The organism is Streptomyces sp. NPDC104226, assembly GCF_055584085.1.
Genome location: NZ_JBVJMS010000007.1, coordinates 385,960 through 402,498, shown reverse-complemented (window position 1 = coordinate 402,498; position 16,539 = coordinate 385,960). Strand labels below are relative to the sequence as shown.

The window sequence follows — 16,539 nt, the reverse complement described above, 5'->3', positions numbered from 1 at the left end:
GACGCACATCACATGTCCGACCCCGGTCCGGTCCGCCATGCTGACCTTTGCACCGGCCGGTACCGGCCGGTAGCCAGCCCGCGACGAAGGGGGACCCCCGCCATGGCCGACAGCGTGCTCTACGAAGTGACCGACGGACTCGCGACCATCACGATCAACCGGCCCGAGGCCATGAACGCCATGAACACCGAGGCCAAGGTCGCCCTGCGCGACGCGGCCCGGGCGGCGGCCGCGGATCCGGCCGTACGGGCGGTCCTGCTCACGGCGGCGGGCAACCGGGCGTTCTGCGTGGGCCAGGACCTCAAGGAGCACGTCGGGTTCCTCGCGGCCGACAAGGAGCACGGCTCCTCGCTGACCATGAACACCGTCGCGGAGCACTACAACCCGATCGTCCGGGCGCTGACGGAGATGCCGAAGCCGGTGGTCGCGGGCGTGAACGGCGTCGCGGCGGGCGCGGGCTTCGGCTTCGCCCTGGCGGCGGACTTCCGCGTGGTCGCGGACACCGCCTCCTTCAACACCTCCTTCGCGGGGGTCGCCCTGACGGCCGACTCGGGCGTCTCGTGGACGCTGCCCCGCCTGATCGGCGGCTCGCGCGCCTCCGACCTGCTGCTCTTCCCCCGGTCCGTGAAGGCCCCGGAGGCCCTGGAGCTCGGCATCGCGAACCGTGTCGTCCCCTCGGAGGAGCTGGCGGCCGAGGCGCTGGCCGTGGCCCGGCGGCTGGCCGAGGGCCCGACGGTCGCCTACGCGGCGCTGAAGGAGTCCCTGGCGTACGGGGCCTCCCGGTCGCTGTCCGACGCGCTGGACCGCGAGGACGTCCTCCAGGCCCGCGCCGGCGCCTCCGAGGACCACACCATCGCCGTGGAAGCCTTCCTCGCGAAGCAGCCCCCGCGCTACCTGGGCCGCTAGCGGCTCCGCCGGGGGAACGGACCCGGAGACGGGGGGCCGGCCCTGCGGGGCGAGGTCCCCTACCCGCCCTTCGCCCGTTCCCCGGGCTCCGCCCGGACCCTTGGCCGCGTGCGGCGCCGTTCCCGGGGGCCGGCCCCCGGACCCCCGCTCCTCAAACGCCGGAGGGGCTGGATGACCGCCGGGTCAGGGCAGGTCGCGGGACACGCAGCGGGCCAGGTGGTCGTTGACCAGTCCGCAGGCCTGCATCAGGGCGTAGGCCGTCGTGGGGCCCACGAAGCGGATGCCCGCCTTCTTCAGCGCCTTGGCCAGGGCCGTGGACTCCGGGGTCACCGCCGGGATCTCGGTGGTGCTCCGCGGGGCCCGCCCCGGCTCGGGGGCGTAGGACCAGATCAGGGCGTCCAGCTCACCCGCCTCCCACCCGGCCAGGGTCTTCGCGTTGGCGAGCGTCGCCTCGATCTTGGCCCGGTTGCGGATGATCCCCTCGTCGGCGAGGAGCCGCTCCGCGTCCGCCGCCCCGAACTCCGCCACCTTGGCGATCTCGAAGCCCGCGAAGGCCGCCCGGAACCCCTCGCGCCGCCGCAGGATCGTCAGCCAGGACAGCCCCGACTGGAAGGCCTCCAGGCACAGCCGCTCGTACAGCGCGTCGTCCCCGTGGACCGGCCGGCCCCACTCCGTGTCGTGGTACGCGACGTAGTCCTCGGTGGCCAGCCCCCAGGGACACCGCAGGCCCCCGTCGGGACCGGCGAGCACCCCGCTCACTGCTCGGCGGCCTTGGTCAGGTCCACGGAGCCGTCGGCGGGGCCGGCCGCGGGCGCCTGCGCGGTCGCGGTCGCGCGCGCCGTCGCCGCGGTGAGCTCGGCGATCCGCGCGTCGCGCTCCGCCAGCTCCGCCGCCAGCCGCTCCAGTACGTCGTCCACGTCGGACATCCGGTAGCCGCGCGGGGCCACCGGCAGGCGCAGCTCGTCGATGTCCGCCCGTACGACGGGCCGGTTCTCCGGCAGGGCGTCGGAGAGCCGGTCGGGCTCGGCCTCGGGCAGCACGGCCTCGGACCCCCCGCCGGCCACCGCGAGGGTGACTCCCGCGACGACCACGACCAGCGCGATGAGCAAGAACGCGAACACGATCAACTCCCCTGAGAGACTCCGGCCACCAGGTTAAGGTCGCAGGCGAGGCGCGAGGGTCGCCGAAGGAGGAAAGAGCGGGATGCTGCGACTGGGCAGGCGCGAGTTCGACGACCACGAGCCGGTGATCATGGCCATCGTGAACCGGACCCCTGACTCCTTCTACGACCAGGGAGCGACCTTCCGCGACGAGCCGGCCCTGGACCGGGTCGAGCAGGCGGTGGCCGAGGGCGCCGCGATCATCGACATCGGCGGGGTGAAGGCCGGTCCCGGCGAGCACGTGGACGCGGCGGAGGAGGCCCGGCGCACGGTCGGCTTCGTCGCCGAGGTCCGCCGCCGCCACCCCGACGTGGTGATCAGCGTCGACACATGGCGGCACGAGGTCGGCGAGGCCGTCTGCGAGGCCGGGGCCGATCTGCTCAACGACGCGTGGGGCGGCGTCGACCCGAAGCTCGCGGAGGTCGCCGCACGCCACGGCGTGGGCATCGTCTGCACCCACGCGGGCGGCGTCGAGCCGCGGACCCGGCCGCACCGGACGGAGTACGAGGACGTCATGGCCGACATCCTCCGCGTCACGGTCGGCCTGGCGGAGCGCGCGGCGGCCCTGGGCGTACCCCGCGAGTCGATCATGATCGACCCGGGCCACGACTTCGGGAAGAACACCCGCCACTCGCTGGAGGCCACCCGGCGCCTCTCCGAGATGACGGAGACGGGCTGGCCGGTGCTGGTCTCCCTCTCCAACAAGGACTTCGTCGGCGAGACCCTCGACAAGCCGGTCAAGGAACGCCTGCTGGGCACCCTGGCCACGACGGCCGTCTCGGCCTGGCTGGGCGCCCAGGTCTACCGCGTCCACGAAGTCGCGGAAACCAAGCAGGTCCTGGACATGGTCCGCTCGATCCAGGGCCACCGACCCCCGGCGGTCGCCCGCCGGGGGCTGGCGTAGCGGCCGGTCCTACCGGGCGACTTCCTTCGTCACCAGCGCGATCGCCTCGTCCACGTCGTCGGTGACGTGGAAGAGGTAGAGGTCCTTCTCCGAGGCCTTGCCCTGGGCGATGACCGTGTTCTTCAGCCAGTCGATGAGCCCGCTCCAGTACGCCGTGCCGAACAGCACGATCGGGAAGCGGGTGATCTTCTGCGTCTGGACCAGGGTCAGGGCCTCGAACAGCTCGTCGAGGGTGCCGAGGCCGCCCGGCAGGACCACGAAGCCCTGGCTGTACTTCACGAACATCGTCTTGCGGACGAAGAAGTAGCGGAAGTTCAGCCCGAGGTCGACGTGCTGGTTGAGCCCCTGCTCGAAGGGGAGCTCGATGCCCAGGCCCACCGAGATGCCGTTGGCCTCCCGCGCGCCCTTGTTGGCCGCCTCCATCGCGCCCGGGCCGCCGCCCGTGATCACCGCGAACCCGGCCTCCACGAGCGCACCGCCGATCCGCACGCCCGCCTCGTACTCCGGCGAGTCCGCCGGCGTCCGGGCGGAGCCGAACACGCTGATCGCCGGCGGCAGCTCCGCCAGGGTGCCGAAGCCCTCGATGAACTCCGACTGGATGCGCAGGACCCGCCACGGATCGGTGTGCACCCACTCGGAGGGCCCGGCCGAATCCAGCAGCCGCTGGTCCGTCGTACTGCCGGCCTGCACCTGGCCCCGCCTCCTCAGCACCGGCCCGAGCTGCTGCTCCTCGGGCCGACGACGAGCGGACCCTTCAGGGTTGCCCATGATGTGCTCCCTCCTGCTGATCGTTGGATCAGGTTAGGCGCACAAAGGTGACGAGAAGGGGAATTCAGGAGGTCAGCCACGCGCGGAGTCGTTCCTCGCAGTGGAGGATCGCCTTCGTCTCGACGCGTTCGTCGGCCTTGTGGGCCAGGAGGGCGTCGCCCGGGCCGTAGTTGACCGCCGGGACGCCCAGGGCGCTGAAGCGGGAGACGTCCGTCCAGCCGAACTTCGGCATGGCGTGTCCTCCGACGGCCTCCATGAAGGCCGCGGCGGCCGGGTGGGAGAGGCCGGGGAGGGCGCCCGGGGAGAGGTCGTCGATGACGAACTCGTCGATGTCGCAGTCCGCGAAGACCTCGCGGACGTGGGCGATGGCCTCGTCCGTGCTGCGGTCGGGGGCGAAGCGGAAGTTGACCGTCACCGTGCAGGCGTGCGGGATGACGTTGTTGGCGACGCCGCCGTCGATGCGGACCGCGTTGAGGCCCTCGTGGTACTCCAGGCCGTCGATCACGGGCTTGCGGGGCTCGTACGCCGCCAGCGTGGCCAGGATCGGGCTCGCCGCGTGGATGGCGTTGGAGCCCATCCAGCTGCGCGCGGAGTGGGCGCGCTCGCCGGAGGTGCGGAGCAGAACGCGCAGGGTGCCCTGGCAGCCGCCCTCTACCTCGGCGTTGGAGGGTTCGAGGAGGACCGCGAAATCACCGGTCAGCCAGTCGGGGTGGGCTTCGGCGACCTTGCCGAGGCCGTTGAGGTCGGCGGCGACCTCTTCCTGGTCGTAGAAGACGAAGGTGAGGTCCCGGTTCGGCTCGGGGACCGTGGCCGCGATGCGCAGCTGTACGGCGACGCCCGACTTCATGTCGGTGGTGCCGCATCCCCACAGGACGTCGTTCTCGTCGAGGCGGGAGGGTACGTTGTCGGCGATCGGCACGGTGTCGAGGTGCCCGGCGAGTACGACGCGTTCGGCGCGGCCCAGGTGGGTGCGCGCGACCACGTTGTTGCCGAAGCGGTCCACCGTCAGGTGCGGCAGGCCGCGCAAGGCGTGTTCCACGAGGTCGGCGAGTACCTTCTCGTCGCCGCTCACGGAGGGGATGTCGACGAGCCGGGCGGTCAGCTCGGCGGCGTCCAGGGTGAGGTCCAGCTCGGATTCGGACATGGAGCTGACCCTAACCCCCCGGACTGCGGCAAAGCCTTGTCCGTCCGGCCGATGGACGCGCCATATGGCTCAAGTACGGTGGGCGGCGTGCCGCAGACCGATCACGCCAGTCCTCGACGCCGCCGCCCGCTCCGCTGGGCCGCGGGTTTCCTGGTGCTGCTGGCGGTCGCGGGGTACTTCGTCGTGCAGCGCGCCTCGAACGACAACGGCGGGGTCCCCTATTGCACGGCTTCGGCCGACGGGAAGGCCCCCGCGAAGGGGTCCGGCCAGTTCGAGGAGATGTCCCCCGAGCAGGCGGCGAACGCGGCGACGATAGCCGCCGTCGGGGTCTCCAAGGGGATGCCCGACCGGGCCGTGACCATCGCGCTGGCGACCGCCATGCAGGAGTCGGCCCTGCGCAACCTGGACCACGGCGACCGCGATTCGCTGGGCCTGTTCCAGCAGCGGCCCTCGCAGGGCTGGGGCACGCCGGACCAGATCATGGACCCCGTGTACTCGGCCGGGATCTTCTACGACCGGCTGGCCGAGATCAAGGGGTACTCGCGGCTCCCGCTGACGGTGGCGGCGCAAAAAGTGCAGCTGAGCGGGTTCCCGCAGGCCTACGCGAAGCACGAGCCGGAGGCCACCGTGCTGACCGCGGCCTTCACCGGAGCCGGCCACCTGACCTGCATCGGGCCCGCGCCCGCCCGGCCCGGCGATCCGGCGAAGGTCCGCGAGCAGCTGACCCGGCTGCTCGGCAAGAACCCCCTGTACACGCTGCCCGCGGCGGCGGGCGGCGGCGCCGGGGAGGGTGCCGGGGCGGCGGCGGAGTCCGAGGTGACCCTGGTGGCGAAGCCCGGCGGCGGGGAGCAGGCGGCGCGGACCGGGCAGGTGCTCGCGCAGTGGGCGGTGGCCGGTTCGCGCGAGCTGGGGATCGCCCGGGTCTCGTACGGCGGCAAGTCCTGGGTGGCGGGCAAGGACGGCGACCGGTGGCGGGAGCGGGGCGCCGCGGGTGCCGGGAACGGCGCCGGGGATCCCGACGCCGCGGCTCCGGGTCAGGTACGGATCTTCGTGCGCGACTGAACCACCGCTGGACGGGCGTACGACCCGTCCCCCGTACGGGGGTGACCCGTACGGCGGACACGGGGGTCGCGGCGGGCGCGCAACCGCAGGTCGGTGCGTGTTCCGAGCGGTCGGCCCGGAAGCCGATTAAACGATCCGTTACTGATCCTTTACCCACCGGCTCCGCAACTCGCGCCCCCCTCCGAGCGGTTGTCACGGCGTACTCAGCCGCTACCGCTTAGGAGCAACATGTCCCTCCCCCTGACCCGCCGGATCGCCCGTGCCGCGCTGCTCCTCGCAGCCGGGGCAGCTCCCGTGGTCGGTGCGGCCGGCGCCGCAAGCGCCGCGGGCCTGGAGTCCGTGCCGCAGCTGGGCGCGCTCACCGCGCCGGACGCGACGGTCGCCGCCGCGGGTGACACCGCGACCGACGCCCTGCCCGCCTCGACCCTGCCGGCGCCCGCGCCCGCCGACGAGGTGACCGGCGCCGCGGGCAGCCTGCTCGCGGGGCTGCCGCTCGCCGGCGGCGGGCTCCCGGGCGGGCTTCCCGGCGGCCTCCCGGGTGGGCTGCCCGGCCTCGGCTAGGCGCCGCCCGCAGGAACGCCGAGGGGCCCGGGAGCACGAACTCCCGGGCCCCTCGGGCCGTTCGGACGCCGGATCAGGCCAGCCGCTTGACGGCCGCCTCGACGCGTTCGTCCGTGGCCGTGAAGGCGACCCGGACGAAGTGCGCGCCCGCCTCGCCGTAGAAGTCGCCCGGTGCGACCAGGATGCCGAGCTCGGCCAGGTGGGCGACCGTGTCCCAGCAGGGCTCGTCCCGGGTCACCCACAGGTACAGGCTGGCCTCGCTGTGCTCGACTCGGAAGCCGTGCGCCTCCAGGGCCGTGCGCAGGGCCGCGCGGCGGGCCGCGTAGCGCACCCGCTGCTCCTCGACGTGCACGTCGTCGCCCAGGGCCGCCACCGTGGCCGCCTGCACGGGGGCCGGGGTCATCATGCCGCCGTGCTTGCGGATCTGGAGCAGCTCGCCCAGGACTTCGGCGTCACCGGCGACGAAGGCCGCCCGGTAGCCGGCCAGGTTGGACCGCTTGGACAGCGAGTGGACGGCGACGATGCCCTCGTAGGAGCCGCCGCAGACCTCGTCGTGCAGGACGGAGACGGGCTCGGCCTCCCAGCCCAGTTCCAGGTAGCACTCGTCGCTGAAGATCAGGATCCCGTGCTCGCGCGCCCAGGCCACGATCCGTACGAGCTCCTCCTTGGGGAGGACCTTGCCGGTGGGGTTGGACGGGGAGTTGAGCCACAGCAGCTTCACGCGGGCCGGGTCGAGATCGGTGGTGGGGTCGTCGTAGACCACCGGCTCGGCGCCGCACAGCCGCGCGCCGACCTCGTACGTCGGATAGGCCAGCCGGGGGTAGGCGACCTGGTCGCCGGCGCCGAGACCGAGCTGGGCGGGCAGCCAGGCCACCAGTTCCTTGGAGCCGACGACGGGCAGGACGTTGCGGTGCCCGGCGGCGCTCGCGCCGAGACGGCCGCGCACCCAGCCGGTGATCGCGTCGCGCAGCGCGGGGGTGCCCCACACCGTGGGGTAGCCCGGGGAGTCCGCGGCCTCGATCAGGGCGCGCTGGATCAGCTCCGGCACCGGGTCGACGGGGGTGCCGACGGAGAGGTCGACGATCCCGTCCGGGTGGGCCGCCGCCGTCGCCTTGTACGGCTCCAGCTTGTCCCAGGGGAAGACGGGGAGGCGGGCTGAGACTGCGGCCACGTGGTGCTCTCGCTTTCCGATGTTCCGTGCATTGCGCACGTTCCGCACATTCAAGGAGTGTCGTCGTGAAAACACCTCGGTCCCGTGCGGCGGTGAGCCGTACGGGACCGAGGGACGCGCGTGGGGCGGTACCCGACCGTCAGTGGCTCGGGTTGATGTCCGCCGGAAGCGCTGCGATGAAGGGGTGGTCGCGCTCGATCAGGCCGAGCTTGGAAGCACCACCGGGCGAACCGAGCTCGTCGAAGAACTCGACGTTCGCCTTGTAGTAGTCCTTCCACTCCTCCGGAGTGTCGTCTTCGTAGAAGATGGCCTCGACCGGGCAGACCGGCTCGCACGCGCCACAGTCGACGCACTCGTCCGGGTGGATGTACAAGGACCGCTGGCCCTCGTAGATGCAGTCGACGGGGCACTCTTCGATGCATGCCTTGTCTTTGACGTCGACACAAGGCTCCGCGATGACGTAGGTCACGCTCTCGTTCCTCCTCATAAGGGCTTTCCATATCGCGCGGGAGCGCGGCGTCGTCGATGCCCGCCTCTAGTATCTCCGTTCCCGGGCACGATCCGAACAGGAGGGGCGGACAGAGCTGTGGAAATCACTGCCGGTGGACGGCTGGAGATCCGGATTACACCCGCTGACGTGGGTAAACGTGTCTCTGTGCGACGGGTGGAGCACAGCTCGACCGGAGCCCCCTCCTTCACGGACACCGTAGGGGTTCTCACATCCTGGAACGACGGTGTGGTGACGATCACACGAAAGAGCGGTGAGTCCGTCCGCATCGCGGAATCCTCGCTGGTCGCGGGCAAGGTGGTACCGGCCGCTCCGGCCCGCCGCAGGGGCCCCGCGGCCTCCTTCGAGGAGCTCGCGCGGGTCTGCGCACGGTCCTGGGTGCCGCTGGAGAGCGAGCCGCTGGGCGAGTGGACGCTGCGCGCGTCCGGCGGATTCACCCGCCGGGCCAACTCCGTGCTGCCGCTCGGCGATCCCGGCGTCCCGCTGGACGATGCACTCGCGCGGGTGACGTCCTGGTACGCGGGAAGGGATCTTCCGGCCTACGTCCAGACCGCCACGGGCGCCGCGGGCACGCAGGAGCTGCTGTGCGCCGAGCTGGAGGACCGGGGCTGGGTCCGCGAGGTGTCGGCGCTGGTGCAGGTCGGCGGGCTGGCGGCGGTGGGCGACCTGGACGTGGACGATTCCGTGGCCGCGGGCGTACGGCTGACCCGTACTCCGGACGAGGACTGGCTCTCCCGCTACGGGCGGGTGAAGGATCCCGAGACCGCCCGCCGGGTGCTGACCGCGGGGCCCTCGGTGTGGTTCGCGGCGGTGCCCGGCCGGGCGATCGGGCGGCTCGTGGTGGACGGCCGCTGGGCCGGCTTCGGCGCCGTCGAGGTCGACCCGGAGCACCGGCGCCGCGGCCTCGCGTCGGCCGTGATGGCGGTGCTCGCGCGGCGCGCGCTGGAGGAGGGCGCGTCGGCGGCCTGGCTCCAGGTGGAGAGCGACAATGCCGGGGCGCGGGCGCTGTACGAGGGGATGGGCTTCGGGACGCACCACTCCTACCACCACTACCGCCGGGCGGCGGTGTGACCTCGCTCTGGCGGGAGCGGTTCGCCGAGGAGGCGCGGGCGGAGCGGCCCGACCTGGCCACGCTGTGCCTGCTGCTGGCGGCGGAGGGGGACCCTGAGCTCGACGAACGGGCCATGGACTGGGCGCAGATCGAGCTGGACCGGCTGGCGGGGATGCTGCCGTACGGTCTGCGGGGCGCTCGGGCATGGGCCTCGGCGGTGTCCGAACTGCTGGGCGGGCGGCTGGGTTTCCACGGCACGCCGGCCGACTACGACCGGCTCTCGTCCTCGATGCTGCACGAGGTGCTGCGGCGGCGCCGGGGGCTGCCCATCCTGCTGTCCGTGGTCTGGCTGGAGGTGGCCCGGCGGGCCGGGGCTCCGGTGTACGGGCTGGCCCTGCCGGGGCACTTCGTGGTGGGCTTCGGGGATCCGGAGGAGGGTGTGGTCGTCGACCCCTTCGCGGGGGGTGCCTCGCTGGGCGCGGGTCCGGCGGAGCTGGCGGCGGGGCCGCGGGCCGCGGCGCGGACGATGGACATCGTCCTGCGGATCCTGAACAACATCCGGGCCTGGGCCTCGTCGCGGCCCGAGCAGTCGGGGGTGGCGCTGTGGGCGCTGGACCTGGCGCTGCTGCTGCCTTCGCATCCCGCGGCGTTGCGGTACGAGCGGGCGAAGCTGCTCGTGGAGCGGGGGGAGTTCGCGGCGGGGGCCTCCGAGATGGAGTCCTACGCGGTGGTCGTGGACGTGATCGATCCGCCGGCCGCGGTGCGGATCCGTGCGGAGGCGATGGCGGCGCGGGCCCTGCTGAACTAGCCCGTGCACCGGCCCGGTGCGGGTGGGTCCGCTACCCGCCCTTCCGCCGTTCCCCGGGGCTCCGCCCCGGATCCCGCGCCCCGCACGCCGGCGGGGCCGGAAGCGCGGAGCCCCTCCCCGGTGTTCGGGGAGGGGCTCCGGTGCGTTCGCGGTCAGCTCGGGTTGGTGTCGATGACCCCGGTCCGCTCGGCGGTCGTCTTGCCGCGCAGCGCCTTTCCGAGGACTCCGGCGACGTCCTGCGGGGTGACGGCGGTCTTCTCGCCGGTGCCGCGCATGATGAGGACGCCCTCGAAGGTGTTCCCGTAGGCCGTCTTGAGGGCCTCCAGGTCGTACTTCTCGACGAGGTGGCCGTCGACGACCTGCATGCTCAGGATCTTCGGCAGGGACTTGGCGCCCAGCGGGATGGACTTGGTGCCCGCCTTGACGAGGACCGGCGCCGACATCGCGGGCTGGGCGAAGTCCTTCATGGCCCGGTCCAGTTCGGCCTGGTCGACGACCGGCTCCTTGGTGGCGACCGGGAGGGTGACCGGGGCGGCCTTGCCGCTTTCGACCATGGCGCGGAAGGCCTTGGTGACCAGGTCGACGGAGCCGTCCACGTCGAGCGTGGATCCGGCCTTGCCGGGAACGGCGACGGCCTTGCCCCCGTCGAAGGTGATGCTGCCCTCGGTGGCGGAACCGGCGGTGCCGGCCAGCTCCTGGAGGGCGACCCGCAGCTTCTCGTCGTCGATGGGCAGGACGGCCTCGGCCTTGCGCTCGCTGCCGAAGAGCGAGCCGATGACCGTGACGGGGTTGTAGTCGCTGCCCGCGGCGTTGCGGACGGTGGTCTGGCTGTCCAGGCTCAGGCCGGCCTTCTCGGGCTTCAGCTCGACCGTCTTGCCGCCGACGGCGAGCTGGAGCGGGGCGGCGGCGCGGTTGCCGAAGGAGGTCTGGAGCTTGGCGACGGCCTCGTCGCGGCTGCCGCTGATGTCGACACCCATGACGGTGGTGCCCTTGGGCACGTCGGAGTGGTTGAGGAGCAGACCGGCTCCGTAGGCCACGCCGCACAGCACGAAGACGGCTCCGCCGAGGAGGACGACCTTGTTGCGGCCCTTCTTGGCGGGCTTGGCCGGGGCGGCTGCGGCCGCCTTCGGCTTCGGCTTGTTCGCGGCCGCCGGGGCGGGCGCGGGCTGCGGGTATCCGGCCGCGTCCACCTCGGGGCCGGGCCAGCTCGGCTCCTGCTCCCCGCCCACCGGTACGGAGCCCAGCGCGGGACCGCCGGTCGGCCCGTCGGGACCGCGGCCGCTGCCGGGCCAGGCCGGGGCGGGCGGCACGGGGGCGATCAGGGCCTTGGCGACGGGACCCGTGGTGGGGCCGGAGCCGTAGTCCATGCCGGCCTGCGGCGCGGACGGTGCGGCGGGACCGGGACCCTGCGCGGGGCCCGTACGGGGACCACCGGGAGCACCGGGTCCCGCGGGCGGTGCGGGGTAACCGGCGCCCTGGCCGCCGCCGACGCCGGGGCCGCCCGGGCCGGGGCCCATCGGCGCACCGGGGCGCGGCCCTGCCGGGCCCTGGGCGAAGCCCTGCTGCGCGGGCCCGGGACCACCGGGACCGGGACCCGTCGGCGCACCCCGGCCGGGGCCCATGGGCGCGCCGGGACCGGGGCCCATGGGAGCACCGGGACCGGAGCCCATCGGAGCACCGGGACCGGGACCCATGGGTGCACCGGGACCGGGGCCCATCGGAGCACCGGGGCCGGGGCCACCGGGGCCGGGGCCCATCGGAGCACCCGGGCGCGGCCCTGCCGGGCCCTGGGTGAAGCCCTGCTGCGGGGGCCCGTCGAAGCGCGGGCCGCCGGCCGGAGCCGGTCCGCGACCCGGGACCGGGGCGGGAGCCTGCCCCTGGGCGGGCGGGGAGCCCGCCTTGCGCGGTGCGAACCAGTTGCTGGGCGCGCCCTCGCCCGGAGCCGGCTCGGGCGCGGCCGGCGGGGCGGCGGGCTCGGGCGCCTGCCCGGGCTCGCCTTCGGGCATGGTCTGGCGTACGACCACGGGCGGAATCGGCCGCGAACCCGGGATGTTGATCCGGATCCGGGTCGTCAGCTGGGTCTCCGTCTTCGGCCCGTCGGAATCGGGCGCGGACGGCTTCGCGGGCGGTGCGGTCACTGAACTCTCCTCCGGAATGGTCGCCGCGCCCGGCCGGGGGGCACTGCCGTGGTCGGATACTGGCCTGATCCGTTCGGAGCCGCACCCGAGGGGTGGGCGGCTCCGCCGGGCCCGTCGGGCCCGGTGGACGGACTGTCAGTATCACGACTCAAAGCAGGTTCTCCCGGTCGGCTCCGCCGCCCGTCATAGGGTGCGCGGGCAGCTCGGCGGCCGGTCCACCATACTGGGCACCGCCCGCGCACACCCGGCCGCCGGGAACGCAGGGTTCCCCTTGACCTCCCGTGCGCCCCCTCCGCAACCCGCCTGAGCACCTGTCGCACGGCAGCGCCGGGTCCGTGAACGCGGTGGCCGGGCCGCTCGTCAAGGCGTCGCGCGCGGCCGACGCCCCGTCACTTGGCGCTCCTGGCGGCCGAAAGCGGCCGGTCCCCCGGAAGGCTCATCGTGGCGCACATCACAGCGAGTACCACTCCACCCAAAAGGTAGGCGTACATGCTGATTCCGGACGAACCGAGCAGGAAGTCGCCCTCCGGCCGGGGCACGCCGAGGATGACGTAGGAGAGGAACCAGCCACCCGTGGCCGCTCCGACGCCGATGCCGGTGCCCAGGGCGATCCGGCCGCCGAGGAACAGGCCGAAGAGCGCGAGGAGCGCGAGCAGCAGTCCGCCCGGGAACCACAGGTCGACGACGAGCCAGCCGGCGACGCCGACCAGCACCCCTGCCGCCAACAGGCCCAGCAGGGCGCCGATGCGCCCCGCGTTCCATGCGCCGGTCACGCCCGTACCCCCGCGAAGAGGTCGCGCTCGCGCTCTCCCGCCGGGGCTCCCGGCGTGCCCAGGGCCAGCTCGTAGTACTCGTGGGTGAACAGCGGCTGCGCCAGGTCGTTGGAGAGCGCGAAGAAGGGCCCGTCCACGGCGATCTGGGTGGCGTGGGCGCGCATCGCGGCGGTCTTGGCGGCCACGAACGCCTGCTCGGCGGCCTCGTCCCCGCCGATCTCGGCGGTGATCCGCTCGTCGGCCACCACGCCCGGCACGTCGTCCGGCGTGGCCGGCTCCGGGAAGGGCACCTCGCTCCCGGCCTCGTGCAGCCGGGCGAAGCCCTCCTCGACGACCGTGCGCGGGACCCGGTTCCAGTAGAGCTTCTGGATGGCGTGCGGTGCGCCGAGGTCCCGGCGGTAGGCGGTTTCCGCGGCCAGTTCGGCGGCGCGGGTGGCGACGCGGTGGGCCTGGATGTGGTCGGGGTGGCCGTAGCCGCCGTCCGGGTCGTAGGTGACGAGGACCTGGGGGCGCAGTTCGCGGATCACCTCTACGAGGTACCCCGCGGCCTCGTCCACGTCGGCGGACCAGAAGGCACCGGGCCGGCGGTTCTGTTCGGCGCCCATCATCCCGGAGTCCCGGAAGCGGCCGGGGCCGCCGAGGAACCGGTGGTCGGCGACGCCCAGTTCCTTCATGGCATCGGCGAGCTCGCCGATGCGGTGGGCACCGAGGGCGTCCTCGCGGTCGGCCGTCAGGTGGGCGAGGCCGGGCGGGATGACCTCACCCTCCTCGCCGAGCGTGCAGGTCACCAACGCGACATGGGCGCCCTCGGCCGCGTACTTGGCCATGGTGACGCCGTTGTTGATCGACTCGTCGTCCGGGTGCGCGTGCACGAGCAGGAGCCGACGGGCGGGAAGACCGTTCATGGTGCCCACCCTACGAGGACGGGCGGACCCGCCGCCCGGAACCCCACGCGGCGACCCCTGCCGCACCTAGAACTTGAGGCCGCTGATCATGCTCGCCACGTTGTTGGTCAGCTGGGAGAGCGTCGGAGCCACGGTCGAGCTCGCCAGATAGAAGCCGAGCAGTACACAGACCACTGCGTGACCCGCCTTCAGGCCCGAACGCCGGACCAGCAGGAAGACGACGACTGCCAGCAGCACCACGGCCGAGATCGATAGTGCCACGGCGTTTCACCTCCACGTCGAGCGGACATCGGGTTCGCGTACTCGCAACTCGGTGCTCGGCAGAGTCATACCCACCGTGCGCTACGGATCATAACTATCCGTACCCCGACATCGATCGATTCCGGCAGCACGAGGGGCGCATGCCGCGCACGTCCGGGGTCACAGGAGTGCCGGCCGGGGAAGCTGTACGCCTCCCCGGCCGGCTGTCGGCACCCGCACGGCCGCACGGGATCAGGCTGCCGGGCCCAGATCTCGGGACAGAAACGGTCAAGTTGCCTGCATGTAAACCGAGTTGGGGGCCCACCGGATGCCGTTCACAGCTGTGGCGAGAAATGAGCGGTCGCGGGGGCCTTCGGCTCACTCCTTGGTCGGCGGTCCCGGCTGCGCTCCCGGCTGCGTTCCTCCGGGCGGGCCCGGCTGCGGTCCCGGCGGAAGGACGGCCCGCTCCGAGGCGAAGTGGCAGGCCGAGGGGTGGGCCGTCGGACCGCCCGGGAGGAAGGCCGGGATCTCCAGCAGCGGGACCTCCGTGGCGCAGCGCGCCTCGGCCTTCCAGCAGCGGGTGCGGAAGCGGCAGCCCGAGGGCGGGTTCGCCGGGGAGGGCACGTCGCCGGAGAGGATGATCCGCTCGCGGCCCGCGCGGGCCCGCGGGTCGGGAACCGGAACGGCGGAGAGCAGCGCCTGGGTGTACGGGTGGGTGGGGTGGTCGTAGATCTGGGCGTCGGTGCCGATCTCGACGATCCGGCCCAGGTACATGACGCCGACCCGGTCGGAGATGTGGCGGACGATCGAGAGGTCGTGCGCGATGAACACGTAGGAGAGGTTGAACTCGTCCTGGAGGCGCTCCAGGAGGTTGACCACCTGGGCCTGGACGGAGACGTCGAGGGCGGAGACGGGCTCGTCGGCGACGATGATCTCGGGCTGGAGGGCGAGGCCGCGGGCGATGCCGATGCGCTGGCGCTGGCCGCCGGAGAACTGGTGCGGGTACCGGTTGATGTACTCCGGGTTGAGGCCGACGACGTCGAGGAGTTCCTGCACCTTGCGGCGCCGGTCGCCCTTGGGGGCCACCTCGGGGTGGATCTCGTACGGTTCGCCGATGATGTCGCCGACCGTCATGCGCGGGTTCAGCGAGGTGTACGGGTCCTGGAACACCATCTGGATGTTGCGGCGGACGGCCTTCAGCGCGCGGCCGGACAGCTTGGCGAGGTCCTCGCCCTTGTACGTGATCGCGCCCGCCGTCGGGCGTTCGAGGTTGACCAGCATCTTGGCGACGGTGGACTTGCCGCAGCCCGACTCCCCGACGATGCCGAGGGTTTCGCCGGCCCGCAGGTCGAAGGAGACCCCGTCGACGGCCTTGACGGCGCCGACCTGCTTCTTGAAGAGGATGCCCTGGGTCAGCGGGTAGTGCTTGACCAGGTCCTCCACCACGAGGATGGACTCAGCCACCGAGGCACTCCTTCCAGAAGAAGCACGCACTGGCGCGGTCCGGTCCGACCTCGGCCAGCGGCGGTACGTCGGTGCGGCAGACGGCCTGGGCCATCGGGCAGCGCGGGTTGAAGGCGCAGCCGGGCGGGATGGCGAGCAGGTTGGGCGGCAGGCCCTTGATGGCGTAGAGCTCTTGGCCCTTCTGGTCCAGCCGCGGGATCGAGTCCAGCAGGCCCCGGGTGTACGGGTGCGCGGGGTTCCGGTAGATCTCGTGGACGGGGGCCGCCTCGACGATCCGGCCGGCGTACATGACGGCGATCTTGTCGGCCACGTCGGCGACGACGCCGAGGTCGTGGGTGATCAGGATCAGGCCCATGTTGAGCTCGCGCTGGAGCTCGGCGAGCAGGTCCATGACCTGGGCCTGGACGGTGACGTCCAGGGCGGTGGTCGGCTCGTCCGCGATGATGAGCGAGGGTTCGAGGGCCATCGCCATGGCGATCATGATGCGCTGGCGCATGCCCCCGGAGAACTGGTGCGGGTAGTCCCCCACCCGCTCCCGCGCCGCCGGGATCTTCACCCGGTCCATCAGCTCGACCGCCTTGGCCCGGGCGTCCTTGCGGGACATCCCGCGGTGGACCTCGTACATCTCGCCGAGCTGCGCACCGACGCTCAGGACCGGGTTGAGGGAGGACAGGGCGTCCTGGAAGATCATGGCCATCTCGGCGCCGCGGACCTTCCTGCGCTCCTCCTCCTTCATCTTCAGCAGGTCCCGGCCCTTGAAGAGGATCTCGCCGCCCGCGATGCGGCCAGGGGGCATGTCGAGGATGCCCATGACGGCCTGGGCGGTGACGGACTTGCCGGAACCGGACTCGCCGAGCACGGCGAGGGTCTCGCCTTCGGCCACGGAGTAGTTGACCCCGTTGACGGCCTTGGCGACTCCGTCCCGCGTCTTGAATTCCACGTGCAGGTCGCGCACTTCGAGCAGCATGTGCGGGGC

General features: G+C 72.8%; 17 protein-coding genes and 1 pseudogene. 6 read left to right on the top strand and 12 right to left on the bottom strand.

The genetic code is table 11. The annotated features are described in order from the left end of the window. Positions 1-102: 102 nt before the first annotated feature. Positions 103-906, top strand: a complete 804-nt coding sequence (chcB, locus tag ACZ60J_RS23760; protein ID WP_469684694.1) for a 2-cyclohexenylcarbonyl CoA isomerase — start codon at positions 103-105, stop codon at positions 904-906. A gap of 183 nt (positions 907-1,089) precedes the next feature. Here chcB and ACZ60J_RS23755 read toward each other — a convergent pair whose 3' ends face one another. Further along, positions 1,090-1,665: a DNA-3-methyladenine glycosylase I gene (locus ACZ60J_RS23755; protein ID WP_469684692.1), complete on the bottom strand. Its 576-nt coding sequence runs from the start codon at positions 1,663-1,665 to the stop codon at positions 1,090-1,092. Beyond that, entirely contained in the window at positions 1,662-2,033 is a 372-nt protein-coding gene (locus ACZ60J_RS23750) for a DivIVA domain-containing protein (RefSeq protein ID WP_469684690.1), read from the bottom strand. The genes ACZ60J_RS23755 and ACZ60J_RS23750 overlap by 4 nt, the downstream gene beginning before the upstream one ends. 76 nt (positions 2,034-2,109) lie before the next feature. Here ACZ60J_RS23750 and folP point away from each other — a divergent pair, with 76 nt between their 5' ends. Further along, entirely contained in the window at positions 2,110-2,970 is an 861-nt protein-coding gene (folP, locus tag ACZ60J_RS23745) for a dihydropteroate synthase (protein WP_469684689.1), read from the top strand. A 9-nt stretch (positions 2,971-2,979) separates the two neighbouring features. On the opposite strand, the gene ACZ60J_RS23740 is transcribed toward folP, so the two are convergent. Then, positions 2,980-3,738 carry an LOG family protein gene (locus ACZ60J_RS23740; protein ID WP_469684687.1) on the bottom strand — a complete coding sequence of 253 codons (759 nt, stop codon included), beginning with the start codon at positions 3,736-3,738 and terminating at the stop codon, positions 2,980-2,982. Positions 3,739-3,802: 64 nt separating this feature from the next. Continuing rightward, the gene (dapE, locus tag ACZ60J_RS23735; RefSeq protein ID WP_351441536.1) at positions 3,803-4,882 is read right to left on the bottom strand and encodes a succinyl-diaminopimelate desuccinylase; all 1,080 of its coding nucleotides are present in this window, start codon (positions 4,880-4,882) and stop codon (positions 3,803-3,805) included. An 87-nt stretch (positions 4,883-4,969) separates the two neighbouring features. Here dapE and ACZ60J_RS23730 point away from each other — a divergent pair, with 87 nt between their 5' ends. Next, positions 4,970-5,944 carry a hypothetical protein gene (locus tag ACZ60J_RS23730; RefSeq protein ID WP_469684685.1) on the top strand — a complete coding sequence of 325 codons (975 nt, stop codon included), beginning with the start codon at positions 4,970-4,972 and terminating at the stop codon, positions 5,942-5,944. A 228-nt stretch (positions 5,945-6,172) separates the two neighbouring features. Beyond that, positions 6,173-6,505 (top strand): ATP-binding protein, encoded by a 333-nt coding sequence (locus tag ACZ60J_RS23725; RefSeq protein ID WP_469684684.1) that lies wholly within the window; start codon positions 6,173-6,175, stop codon positions 6,503-6,505. Positions 6,506-6,578: 73 nt separating this feature from the next. Here the strand turns inward: ACZ60J_RS23725 and dapC are convergent, their stop codons facing one another. Further along, the gene (gene dapC, locus ACZ60J_RS23720) at positions 6,579-7,676 is read right to left on the bottom strand and encodes a succinyldiaminopimelate transaminase (RefSeq protein WP_469684682.1); all 1,098 of its coding nucleotides are present in this window, start codon (positions 7,674-7,676) and stop codon (positions 6,579-6,581) included. A gap of 139 nt (positions 7,677-7,815) precedes the next feature. Then, positions 7,816-8,145 carry a ferredoxin gene (fdxA, locus tag ACZ60J_RS23715; protein WP_030868357.1) on the bottom strand — a complete coding sequence of 110 codons (330 nt, stop codon included), beginning with the start codon at positions 8,143-8,145 and terminating at the stop codon, positions 7,816-7,818. A gap of 117 nt (positions 8,146-8,262) precedes the next feature. Between fdxA and ACZ60J_RS23710 the strand changes: the two genes are divergently transcribed. Together ACZ60J_RS23710 and ACZ60J_RS23705 are read left to right on the top strand one after the other, a co-directional pair. Beyond that, positions 8,263-9,255 (top strand): GNAT family N-acetyltransferase, encoded by a 993-nt coding sequence (locus ACZ60J_RS23710; RefSeq protein WP_469684681.1) that lies wholly within the window; start codon positions 8,263-8,265, stop codon positions 9,253-9,255. Continuing rightward, positions 9,252-10,043, top strand: a complete 792-nt coding sequence (locus ACZ60J_RS23705) for a transglutaminase family protein (RefSeq protein WP_469684679.1) — start codon at positions 9,252-9,254, stop codon at positions 10,041-10,043. Before ACZ60J_RS23710 ends, ACZ60J_RS23705 begins: the two co-directional genes overlap by 4 nt. A gap of 152 nt (positions 10,044-10,195) precedes the next feature. Here the strand turns inward: ACZ60J_RS23705 and ACZ60J_RS23700 are convergent. The 6 genes and pseudogenes from ACZ60J_RS23700 to ACZ60J_RS23675 form a co-directional block, all read right to left on the bottom strand. Further along, a pseudogene (locus ACZ60J_RS23700) lies at positions 10,196-12,333 on the bottom strand (peptidoglycan binding domain-containing protein). Positions 12,334-12,570: 237 nt separating this feature from the next. Beyond that, positions 12,571-12,954 (bottom strand): DUF6113 family protein, encoded by a 384-nt coding sequence (locus ACZ60J_RS23695; RefSeq protein WP_469684678.1) that lies wholly within the window; start codon positions 12,952-12,954, stop codon positions 12,571-12,573. Beyond that, positions 12,951-13,859: an N-acetyl-1-D-myo-inositol-2-amino-2-deoxy-alpha-D-glucopyranoside deacetylase gene (gene mshB / locus ACZ60J_RS23690; protein WP_469684677.1), complete on the bottom strand. Its 909-nt coding sequence runs from the start codon at positions 13,857-13,859 to the stop codon at positions 12,951-12,953. The genes ACZ60J_RS23695 and mshB overlap by 4 nt, the downstream gene beginning before the upstream one ends. Before the next feature lie 66 nt (positions 13,860-13,925). Then, positions 13,926-14,120: a hypothetical protein gene (locus tag ACZ60J_RS23685; RefSeq protein WP_250741735.1), complete on the bottom strand. Its 195-nt coding sequence runs from the start codon at positions 14,118-14,120 to the stop codon at positions 13,926-13,928. A 357-nt stretch (positions 14,121-14,477) separates the two neighbouring features. Further along, the gene (locus tag ACZ60J_RS23680; RefSeq protein WP_469684675.1) at positions 14,478-15,563 is read right to left on the bottom strand and encodes an ABC transporter ATP-binding protein; all 1,086 of its coding nucleotides are present in this window, start codon (positions 15,561-15,563) and stop codon (positions 14,478-14,480) included. After that, positions 15,556-16,530 (bottom strand): ABC transporter ATP-binding protein, encoded by a 975-nt coding sequence (locus ACZ60J_RS23675; RefSeq protein ID WP_382976862.1) that lies wholly within the window; start codon positions 16,528-16,530, stop codon positions 15,556-15,558. The genes ACZ60J_RS23680 and ACZ60J_RS23675 overlap by 8 nt, the downstream gene beginning before the upstream one ends. Positions 16,531-16,539: the final 9 nt, after the last annotated feature.